Below are 9,926 nucleotides of genomic sequence, written 5' to 3' on the forward strand. Positions count from 1 at the left end.
TTTCAAGAATGTCTTCCCGAGAAAATCTTTAATAAAGCTTTCCTCGCTAATATTTCCAAAGCTCCTGGCATATTTTCTCTCCAGATTATCTTTATAGATTCTCCACATTTCTTCCCGGCAATTTCTGGTGAGAGAATTTTCATTCTCTTTATATCCCTTGTTCTTCCTTCCCTTTTAATTTTAAATCTTTCAATGCTTTATTCCTCTATTTTTTTAACCATCCCATTATTTACGCTTTATCTTATTTACGTTTTAACGCTTACACAGAAAACATGAAATTAACAAAACTGTAAAAAGTTTATATAACAGTACATTAGAAAATATTTTATGATACAAACTTCCTTTAAAGGGCATCACTTGCCGTCTTTTTTAAATCTAGCCAATTACTTTGTTATTTTAATTTTTTGCTTCTTCACAATTTTGGCCTTTTTAATATCTTGCTTTCACTCTCTTCCCTTATACTTTAAGGGAATGATCTCTTGACAAGAACAAGACTTTTTATTAGGGTTTCCGCAGTTTATTTGTGATTTTCACTTGTTTATTGTGTTGATTAGGCGCTGGGGCATATACTTTTGTTATAGGGAATGTGTTTTTCTTTGTCATCGCAGTGAATAAAGTAATGAGTTTGTGGTAACAGGGTTACATGAGTTAAATATTGTGGAGCCAGTGTCTAGTGTTATTGCAAGAATGTTATTGTAGCAATGAGTTATGTTATTACGTAAACGGTGAGTATGATGAAAATTAAAAATTCTCTTAAAGCATTAAAGGAACGCCACCGTAACAATCGTTTGGTGCGTCGTAAAGGTCGTGTTTACATTTTGAATAAAAGCAACCCGCGTTTTAGAGCACGTCAGGGTTAATAGTTCTTTGTGTGCCTTTTGTGAGCATTAAATTAATCTCGTACATTAATTGGTTTTATAAAAATTTGTTTTCAGGTACGAAGATTTATTTTGTGAGTCTTTGTTTTGAGGATCTATTTTTATGGGGCTTTTAGTCTTTTTAAAAGCTTTACGGTTTCGGTTCTTTCTTTTTTTCCGGCGAATTATTTTTGTAAGCAGTTTTTGTCTTCTTTCTCCTGTTGTATATGGAGAAGATGGACAGAATTTTCCTGTATTACCGCTTGAAGAACCATCTCCTCAATTACTTTTACCTTTGGATGATCTAATACCAGACTCTTCCCCCTCAACACCCACTGACCGTGATTTAAAAGCAACCATTCTTGAAGATTTTAAAACAACCCACAGACATATTAGCAAAGATGAAAAACGCAAACAAATAGAGATTGCCCGTTTACTCAAAGAACTAAAATCTTGTGCCAACGTCAATAAAGCCAAAACTATTAGTCAACAGATTCAGCGTTTATGGTCACAGTCCGGAAGCGATACCATTGACCTTTTGATGTCTTGGGCTGAATCTGCTATCAGTTCTGAAAATTATGGCCTTGCCCTTGATTATATTGACAATGTGATCGCACTTTTACCCAATTATGCCGAAGTTTGGATTAGACGCGCTTGGGTTCATATTCAACTGAGTGATTTTAAGCTTGCTATGCTTGACCTTAATCATGCTATAGAGCTTGAGCCACGCAATTACATGGCTTTTTTTGAGCTTGGAATTACTATGGAAGCAACTGAGCGCCCACAACTTGCCATAAAAGCCTATGAAAAGGCTCTTTATTATTATCCACAAATGCAAAAGCTACAAAAGCGCATCGAGTTTTTGTTAGACAAGCAATCACCACAAACACTTTAACCCAATGCCTTTATCCTGAAACTCCTTCAGAAAATGCATTATAAGCATTTTATATCTAGTCAAAAATCTGAAACTGCCTTATATTAGGAAGTGGTGTTCTGCACTTCTCGACAAGAAATAACATATTCCTGAGACCTTATTGATTTCCAAGGGAGCTGTCCCTGAAAAGGCTCGTGGGCTTTTTCATATGGCGCCCACCTACTGAGTTAGGTTCTTGGGATCGACTTTTTCTATCGGCTGCTGTGGATCACCATTTTTATGAAAGGGAGGTAAACTATTACGATGCTTTTTTTCACAAAGATGTCGCTATAATTTTTCACAAGATTTGTAAAAATTTTTGTTAGTTTTCAACGATTTACGAAATGACCCAAGAAATAATGGCAGAAAATACCCAATATCGGCAATCTTCTTCCTCAATTCGATCGCACTTACGTCAACTTGGTTTATCACGGCGCGACGCGCTATCAACACAAGACCGTATTCTTTTTTCGCACCGAGCTTGTTCCCACATAATAGATTATTTTAAACAGAGAGAAGAAGATTTTTCGCAGATTATTTTGTCAGGCTATTTGCCCATTAGATCGGAACTGGATCCTCATCCTTTGTTAAATTTTATAGCCTTGCAGGGTGGCAGTTTAGCATTACCAGCAGTGTTAGATTCAACCACTATGGTTTTTCGCACATTTTCACAGAAGACCCAGTTAGAGTCTATGCGCTTTGGCACGATGGGTCCTAATTCAGAGAATGCGGTTATTGTACCCAATTTTATTATTGTACCGCTTTCAGCGTTTGACAGCCAATGTCACCGTCTTGGCTATGGAGGGGGATACTATGACCGCGCCATTGCAGCTTTAGAACAACAAGGGCATAAGGTTCACTTATTAGGGTTAGGCTTTTCGTGCCAAGAAGTTGAATCGATCCCGCATGAAGAACATGATCTTATTGTGCAGGGAATTTTTACAGAAAAAGGTTTCTTAGAATACTAAAGTGTGATTAAAGCGCTTATGCGATTTTTATTTTTAGGTGACATTGTTGGATCGACAGGCTGTCAGGCTGTTTTTCGAAAGCTTCCACGACTTATTGAGAAGTGGCATCTTGATTTTGTTGTTGTCAATGGTGAAAATGCTTATAATGGTTTTGGCATCACGCAGGAGATATATTACAATCTTTTAAGAGCAGGAGCTGATGTTGTTACAACGGGCAACCATGCCTTTAGATGTAAAGACGCCTTGCAGTGCGCGTATGATAGCGAGCGCTTTTTACGTCCATCTAATTGTTTTAAAGGAACACCTGGCAGGGGTGCGGGTATTTTTACAGCACAGAATGGAGCTCGTGTTCTTGTGGCCAATCTTTTAGGAACTATTTTTATGCCATGCCAGGCAGATGATCCATTTGAAGAAGCAGAAAAGATTTTGTTAGCTTGTTCTTTAGGTGATCAAGCAGATGCGATTATTTTTGACTTCCATGCAGAAACAACAAGTGAGAAACAATGTTTTGGACATTTTCTTGATGGACGTGTCAGCGTTATTGTAGGAACTCATACACACACTCCCACGGCTGATGCACAAATTTTGGAAGGTGGCAGCGCTTATTTGTCGGATGCAGGCATGTGTGGTGACTATAATTCATCACTTGGCATGGATAAGGAAGAGCCTTTATACCGCTTTCTTTATAAAAAGAAGCGTGATCGCTATGAACCTGCGCTTGGTCCTGCGACACTTTGTGGTTTAGCGGTTGAGCTTTCGGATCGCACGGGGTTAGCAGAAAAAGTCTCTGCTGTGCGCCTTGGCCCACATTTAAAGCCTGAAATCCCAGATTTTTGGTGATCTCCTGCCTCCTTTTGGAAATAACTCTTATTTGATGATGCAGCAAAGGGTGTTGATGCATCAACTGATCTACCCAGCCCGATTTTTGTAAGCTTTTTATTCTTATAAGAGAAGCAACACCTCAAAGGGAGCTCCCAATGCAAAAGATTAACTTTCCATAGGTTTTATTTAAGGATCTCGTCTCCCTTGAAAGATTTCTTTCACAAAACTTGGCCTAGCTGCCAAAAGAGGAGCTAGACCGCAATACGTTGAATTGTAGCTCCACATTTTGCCAATTTTTTTTCTAACTGCTCAAACCCACGATCAAGATGATAAACACGATTGATGACAGTTTCTCCTTTTGCGGCCAACGCCGCAATGACAAGAGAGACAGACGCACGCAGATCGGTTGCCATGACTTGTGCACCTTGTAAACGCTCTGTTCCTGAAACGATTGCGGTCTGTCCATCGAGCTTTATCTGAGCACCCAAACGGGAGAGTTCCTGAACATGCATAAAACGATTTTCGAAAATTGTTTCGGTGACATGAGCGATTCCCTGGGCACATGTCATCAAAGCCATGAATTGAGCTTGCAGATCGGTTGGGAAATCGGGATAGGGACCTGTTTTGATATCAACAGGCATTATTTTTGTTTGCCTCTTATTGCGTTTCACCTGGATTCCTTGCGGTTTTATTTCAATTTCGAGTCCAGTTTTTTGAAGGATCTCGATGACTTTTGTCAAATGGTTATGATCTGCATTTTTAAGCAGTACATCTCCTCCTGTCATAGCAACAGCCATCGCATATGTTCCCGCTTCGATTCGATCAGCGATAACACGTATTCTGGCTCCTTTGAGTTTTTTCACGCCTTCGATAGTGATTGTTGAGGTTCCTTCACCTGTTATTTTTGCACCCATTGTATTAAGGGCTTGGATAAGATTGATGACTTCTGGTTCGCAAGCAACATTATCAAGGATTGTTGTTCCATTTGCAGTTGTTGCGGCCATAAGCATAACATGTGTTCCCCCGACAGTGACTTTAGGAAAACGATAGTGTGCACCTTTTAGCCCTTTTGGTGCTTGGGCATGAACGTATCCATTTTTGATAGCAACCTGTGCCCCTAAAGTTTTGAGTCCCTCGAGGATAAAATCGACGGGTCTAGTTCCAATAGCGCACCCTCCAGGCAATGAGACATAGGCTTCTTTGCATCGTGCAAGCAGTGGTCCGATGACCCAAAAGCTTGCACGCATTTTTTTAACCAGTTCGTATGACGCACATGTTGTTGCTATTTTGTTTGCGGTAAAATGGATTGTTCTTGAACTGCCATAATGACTGTTAGCTTTTTGCCCTTCAACGGTATAACCGACACCGTGATTATTAAGGATACGGATTAAGAGCTCAACATCCGCCAAATGAGGAATATTCTCTAAAACAACGGTATTTTCTGTTAGCAAAGATGCAATCATGAGAGGCAATGCCGCATTTTTTGCTCCTGAGATAGGAATGGTTCCTTTAAGTTGTTTTCCACCAATAATTTGAATAGAATCCATATAGTTTTACTCTTTTCCTTTGCCTTGATCTTCCCAAGACTTTTCAATGCCTTGAAAAGTTATTTTTTGTGATGTTTTTTAATAAATCGTTGAGAAATCCAGTTGCACAAATGGCTAAAATCAAAGATGAGAATTTTTAGATTTCTTGTTGCGATCTTTTTCGGCTTTGCTCTTTTCGACGTCTTAGATTTTCACGTAATTGTTTAGCAAGCCTTTCCTGACGCCGTTTTTCTTTTTCATCTTGATGCTTCATGTGTTCTTCTTTTTTGTTTTGAGACATTTGTGTCATGGCACCACCTTCTGAGCAGTCTTGAGTTTTTTTAGCAACTCATTGCTATTATGTAAGGAACTCATGACACAATAAGATGTTTCTTGCAAGAATGCGCAAATGTTCTCTTGCCTATTTTACAACAATATGGCACAAGGCAGCACAAAGATTGGGAAATGCTGCGGTAGCTCAGTGGTAGAGCACTCCCTTGGTAAGGGAGAGGTCGAGAGTTCAATCCTCTCTCGCAGCACCAGGAATTTTCTTCCACACCAGGAATTTTCTTCCACACCAAGAATTTTCTTCCACACCAAGAATTTTCTTCCACACCAAGAATTTTCTTCCACACCAGGAATTTTCTTCCACAAAGCCAGGATATCCCTGGCAAAGCCTCCAAACTGCTTCTACTTCCATAGCACTAGGAAATTCCTCTCATGAGGCTTGCTTGAGGTATTTTTGCGTATCTTCAACGCTATCTGTTTTCTGGCACTATTTTAAGCCTTTTTTCTTTCTTCTCATACTTTCTAAGCGTGGATGCAGGCGTGGAGGAACGATTCTCTCCTCAGCAAATGTTTCTATGATCTTACAACTTTGTGGATCGGTACTTTTAATGTAATGCACCATATTTTCCAAAGCTTCATTAAAATGGTTAATCTCACTTTCGAGCTTGCGAATATAGGCCTCATCACGATAGGCACGCTTAATCAGAGGTGGCATATCAGGCCAATAGAGCATCAAATCCACCCATTCGCGTTGAGCAATCCACAATCCTCCCTGACACTGTGCTTTATGCTCTTCTGGAAAACCTTTTTGATAAAAATGGGGGATTAAAATTTCGGGTTTTTTTGTTTTAATTTCCAACAATCCATTGGTTCCAATCACGGCATCAGGAGAAAAACCTTTCGCGCGATCATCAGCTAAAATGAACCCTATTGATTCAGGTTTTGTATGCGTTAGCGTACCATAAAGCTGGCGCGCACCTGGTTCTAATTCGATCCCACGCCGCATAGCCAGCGTTGTCCCCTCTTCAACAGTTTTTCCTGTAATTCTTTCTCCAGCAAGTTTCATCATAATGGAATGGTATTTTTGAGTTCTTTGCCCCTGTTTTTTTCGCCCCACCACCATTTCAAACAAAGAAGCAGTGATCAAACCATTACGAGCTTTCAGCCATTCATCGGTTCCCTGAATACAATTGATAATGATTGGCATCATTTTCCTCTATTTTCGTATTATTTAATTGTTTGAGATTCTATGCGCTTGACGATGCTGGACTCTTGCTTTTGATATTTCTTACAATATATCAAAAGCAGTGTTTTGACGCATTTTCAAAGCATGATGATTTTTGTCTCAGTTATGCACTCACTCTTTGCTGGTAGCACTAGAGGAGGAGATTTCTTTTATTTCAGCGTATTGTATTTGATGATTTTTCTTGAAATTATGCGAGATTTAAGCTTTTTCTCCATGGAGAAGCTTTGCACTTTATTTTTAAGTTTGAAACAATTTTCTGGTGGTTTTCCTCACGCAACTGGCTTAGCCTTTGTGTTTTCCAGTGTCTTTTTTCATCAAACACAACAACGCCTTTCTCAAGGTATTTTCTTGCCTCTTTTCTTTGTACCCATTTCCTCAAAAAAAATGTATGATGACCCTCAACAAGGCTGTTGAACGACAAAAAAATCATCTCGGAGATAGTCTTTCGCTAACTTTTTTGCAACAGACTGAGCAGCTTTTTCTGATATAAAAAGGACTGCATCGTATTTTTGTGGTTCTAATTTGATGATATTTTTATCTCTTCCAGCATAATAGAGTGGAACCCTATAATAATGAGTTTTCAGATAACTTGGCATAATTTCATCCCCAATAGTCAGTTAACACATCGCATGGACGCAAGCGATGTTGCTTTTCATAAGATCCATAAACATTATCTTCGTAATCGTGCACAATTTTTTTATCTAAGCAGACATGATAGACATCGCTATTGAGAATAAATGGCTGGAGTTGCGGACTCTGTTCATCAATTTCATGCTCTTTGATGTAAACATCCGCGAGTTGTTCACTGACATCCTCGGCATAAAGTGTTGTTAAATCGAGCCGTAGAATTCTTTGAACAGTTTCATACTCTTCAATAATTTCAATGACCTCTTCAACTTGATCGATCGTTCCTGCATAAGCATGACTGTTTTCATCATCACATAAAATGATGATGGCTTCATTTTCTTTAACGAATGGAATATTTTTCATAATGCCCCCTTGTATAGTTAATAAAGCGCAGCTTTATCTTGACAGGATTAAATATAACATTAGTCTTATATCCTCTATGGAAGATATGTCAATTATTTTATCCTTAATAAAAGATATATTTTCCAATATTTAGAACATTTGAATGACATGCTTGAATGAAAAAGGATCAATTTTTCATTCAAAAAACGTCCTTTATTGTTCTCTATTTGTTCTTAGTATACTGATCACAAATAGACAGGGGAGATAAAATGAGTGATTTAAAATTGATACAATATTGGTGTACTCTTGATCCAAAAGTGCAAAAAGATATTATCTTTATGCTCCGCCGTTTGGTCGCTTCAAAAGAGTTAAAATTGCCTGTCTCTCCTCAGGAGAAAGCTTTGAAATCAGATCTATGAACTCTTGATTTTCAAAACTAATGTTATCTCCATACAGGATATAATTCATACTGACATTGATCTCGTGGCAAACACGAGCAAGTGATTCAATTGTTGGCTCTTTTCCTTCCGTAAGGATAGAATGAAGATATCCAGCACCCTTTCCTGCTGCGAGAGAAATAGATCTTTTTGACCTGCCACTTTCTTCAAAGGCCACTTTTAATCTTTGACGCCACCCATTGATATTCATAATCTCACCATATAGCGTGTCTTCAAAAAAAGACACGTCCTTCTCAAAAATGGACTTGCATTATCCTCAAAAGAGGATAAAATTAAGAGGACAAATTTTACTCTTGGAGGCAAAACTCACTTTATCACAAAAACAACTCATCACTCCAAAGAATACAAAAGGCACCACAGAAAACCTATCAATTACAGTATCGTATTATTCATCCTTCGTATTCACGCAATCTCAAACCGTCAGGTTATTTACATACAAGCACGCGTAATCACCTTTGAGAATTTTATAGTAATTAAAACACCTCAAGATCCGTCATCCGATAGAATAAACAGCAATCAAACCGTAACATTCTATCAAAACTCAAAACATCAGTCGAATGTCCAATGCATAAAAATATTGTTTTCGATTTTATCACAAATGAAAATGTATAAGCAAAGAAGAGAGAGGATTGAAGCATGAAACATACCAATCAACAAGAAACTCCTCACTATGAATCATCTACGCTCCCTTATGTTTGTTGGTATCAAAACGATTTTTTAGGAGGGGTGCGTGGCATGCGCGCGCATGAAATTGGAATTTATACCATTTTACTCAATGAAATGTACGCACGCGGTCGTCCTTTAGAGTTATCGATAGAACGCCTAGCGCGTCTTTGCGGCTGTGATAAGCGAACTTTTTCCAATGTTTTAAAGATGTTGATTGATGAAGGAAAGATTTTAAGTTTAGCGAATGGTTTATGGAATCAACGCTGCGAGAATGTGTTTCATGAGAGAGAAAAATTGCTTGAGCAAAAATCATTTGCAGGTCAGCGTTCAGCAAAAAAACGTAGAAAAATCAATGAACAAGTTCAACAACTGCTTAACGAGAGTGCAAGAAATGATAAACATAACTCAGAAGCTCAAAAGGAAGAAGAAAAGAAAACACCTGACGGTGTTTTAGAAAAGCAGTTTTCTAAACTAAGAGAAGACAGGTTGCAGGAGGAAAAATCTTTAATCCTTTCTTCTACCCCCACACCCAGCAAACCAGATGAGCGAGAGAAATTGTCCAGTTCTCGTGAAAAAGCAGAAAATCTTTCAAACTCTAGCAAGAAGACGGAAAGCTGCACGGCAGCAAAGAAAGGACAACGTCTTCCTGAAGATTGGACAGCAGACATCCACGCAGCAGTTTTGGAAGGTTTAAACGAAGAGCAAGCACGTTGGCAAGAAAAGAAATTTCGTGATTATTGGCGAGCAAAAAGTGGTAAAGAAGCGCTAAAAGTTGATTGGCAAGCTACATGGCGCAACTGGTTCCGTCGAGAAATTGAACGATTAAAAGACAATCAGGAAAGGCTTGCAACTTTTTCCTCTCATTCTCCTCTAGCACCAAAATTCAACAACGATGATGCTCTTTACCGGAATCTGATCAACTACCGTATAGCTTAAACAACCACCGCAGTGGCTCTCATCAGCCACCGCATAGCTTAAATAACCACCGCAGTGGCTAATCAGCCACCGTATAGCTTAAACAACCACCGCAGTGGCTAATCAGCCACCGCATAGCTTAAAACAACCACCGCAGCGGCTAATCAGCCACCGCATAGCTTAAATAACCACCGCAGCGGCTAATCAGCCACCGCATAGCTTAAATAACCACCGCAGCGGCTAATCAGCCACCGCATAGCTTAAATAACCACCGCAGCGGCTAATCAGCCACCGCATA

Annotated in this window: 13 protein-coding genes, 1 tRNA gene and 1 other RNA gene; 8 read left to right on the forward strand and 7 right to left on the reverse strand. The window is 39.1% G+C overall.

The genetic code is table 11. From position 1 onward, the window contains the following. Positions 1-734 precede the first annotated feature (734 nt). The 5 genes from ykgO (at position 735) to WCP78_RS00190 (ending at position 3,578) form a co-directional block, all read left to right on the forward strand. Positions 735-860 (forward strand): type B 50S ribosomal protein L36, encoded by a 126-nt coding sequence (gene ykgO, locus WCP78_RS00170; RefSeq protein ID WP_332065818.1) that lies wholly within the window; start codon positions 735-737, stop codon positions 858-860. A gap of 121 nt (positions 861-981) precedes the next feature. Then, a complete protein-coding gene (locus tag WCP78_RS00175) occupies positions 982-1,752 on the forward strand; it encodes a tetratricopeptide repeat protein (RefSeq protein WP_336278504.1) in 771 nt (256 codons plus the stop codon). Positions 1,753-1,844: 92 nt separating this feature from the next. Further along, a non-coding RNA gene (gene ssrS / locus WCP78_RS00180) (6S RNA) lies at positions 1,845-2,005 on the forward strand. A gap of 109 nt (positions 2,006-2,114) precedes the next feature. Then, the gene (locus tag WCP78_RS00185) at positions 2,115-2,738 is read left to right on the forward strand and encodes a 5-formyltetrahydrofolate cyclo-ligase (RefSeq protein WP_442895292.1); all 624 of its coding nucleotides are present in this window, start codon (positions 2,115-2,117) and stop codon (positions 2,736-2,738) included. 18 nt (positions 2,739-2,756) lie between these two features. After that, on the forward strand, positions 2,757-3,578 hold the full coding sequence (locus tag WCP78_RS00190) for a TIGR00282 family metallophosphoesterase (protein ID WP_336278505.1): 822 nt from the start codon (positions 2,757-2,759) through the stop codon (positions 3,576-3,578). Between the two features lie 233 nt (positions 3,579-3,811). Here WCP78_RS00190 and murA read toward each other — a convergent pair whose 3' ends face one another. Both murA and WCP78_RS00200 read right to left on the reverse strand, forming a co-directional pair. Continuing rightward, on the reverse strand, positions 3,812-5,107 hold the full coding sequence (gene murA / locus WCP78_RS00195) for a UDP-N-acetylglucosamine 1-carboxyvinyltransferase (RefSeq protein ID WP_336278506.1): 1,296 nt from the start codon (positions 5,105-5,107) through the stop codon (positions 3,812-3,814). Between the two features lie 136 nt (positions 5,108-5,243). Next, positions 5,244-5,396 carry a hypothetical protein gene (locus WCP78_RS00200; RefSeq protein ID WP_336278507.1) on the reverse strand — a complete coding sequence of 51 codons (153 nt, stop codon included), beginning with the start codon at positions 5,394-5,396 and terminating at the stop codon, positions 5,244-5,246. Between the two features lie 157 nt (positions 5,397-5,553). Here WCP78_RS00200 and WCP78_RS00205 point away from each other — a divergent pair. Next, a tRNA-Thr gene (locus WCP78_RS00205) sits at positions 5,554-5,628 on the forward strand. Here WCP78_RS00205 and WCP78_RS00210 read toward each other — a convergent pair. Next, the gene (locus WCP78_RS00210) at positions 5,607-5,786 is read right to left on the reverse strand and encodes a hypothetical protein (RefSeq protein WP_336278508.1); all 180 of its coding nucleotides are present in this window, start codon (positions 5,784-5,786) and stop codon (positions 5,607-5,609) included. The genes WCP78_RS00205 and WCP78_RS00210 overlap by 22 nt on opposite strands. A gap of 75 nt (positions 5,787-5,861) precedes the next feature. Beyond that, on the reverse strand, positions 5,862-6,581 hold the full coding sequence (locus WCP78_RS00215) for a lambda exonuclease family protein (protein ID WP_336279098.1): 720 nt from the start codon (positions 6,579-6,581) through the stop codon (positions 5,862-5,864). Between the two features lie 105 nt (positions 6,582-6,686). Here WCP78_RS00215 and WCP78_RS00220 point away from each other — a divergent pair, with 105 nt between their 5' ends. Continuing rightward, positions 6,687-7,034, forward strand: a complete 348-nt coding sequence (locus WCP78_RS00220; protein ID WP_336278509.1) for a hypothetical protein — start codon at positions 6,687-6,689, stop codon at positions 7,032-7,034. On the opposite strand, the gene WCP78_RS00225 is transcribed toward WCP78_RS00220, so the two are convergent. From WCP78_RS00225 to WCP78_RS00235, 3 genes are all read right to left on the reverse strand, one after another. Beyond that, complete coding sequence (locus tag WCP78_RS00225) at positions 7,019-7,216, reverse strand: hypothetical protein (RefSeq protein ID WP_336278510.1); 198 nt, start codon at positions 7,214-7,216, stop codon at positions 7,019-7,021. The genes WCP78_RS00220 and WCP78_RS00225 overlap by 16 nt on opposite strands. A gap of 4 nt (positions 7,217-7,220) precedes the next feature. Beyond that, on the reverse strand, positions 7,221-7,610 hold the full coding sequence (locus WCP78_RS00230) for a hypothetical protein (protein WP_336278511.1): 390 nt from the start codon (positions 7,608-7,610) through the stop codon (positions 7,221-7,223). A 315-nt stretch (positions 7,611-7,925) separates the two neighbouring features. Then, positions 7,926-8,237 carry an XRE family transcriptional regulator gene (locus tag WCP78_RS00235; RefSeq protein ID WP_336278512.1) on the reverse strand — a complete coding sequence of 104 codons (312 nt, stop codon included), beginning with the start codon at positions 8,235-8,237 and terminating at the stop codon, positions 7,926-7,928. 446 nt (positions 8,238-8,683) lie between these two features. Between WCP78_RS00235 and WCP78_RS00240 the strand changes: the two genes are divergently transcribed. Further along, positions 8,684-9,649: a YdaU family protein gene (locus WCP78_RS00240; protein WP_336278513.1), complete on the forward strand. Its 966-nt coding sequence runs from the start codon at positions 8,684-8,686 to the stop codon at positions 9,647-9,649. The last annotated feature ends 277 nt before the right edge of the window (positions 9,650-9,926 follow it).

It is taken from the genome of Bartonella occidentalis (assembly GCF_037070875.1).
GTDB lineage: Bacteria > Pseudomonadota > Alphaproteobacteria > Rhizobiales > Rhizobiaceae > Bartonella.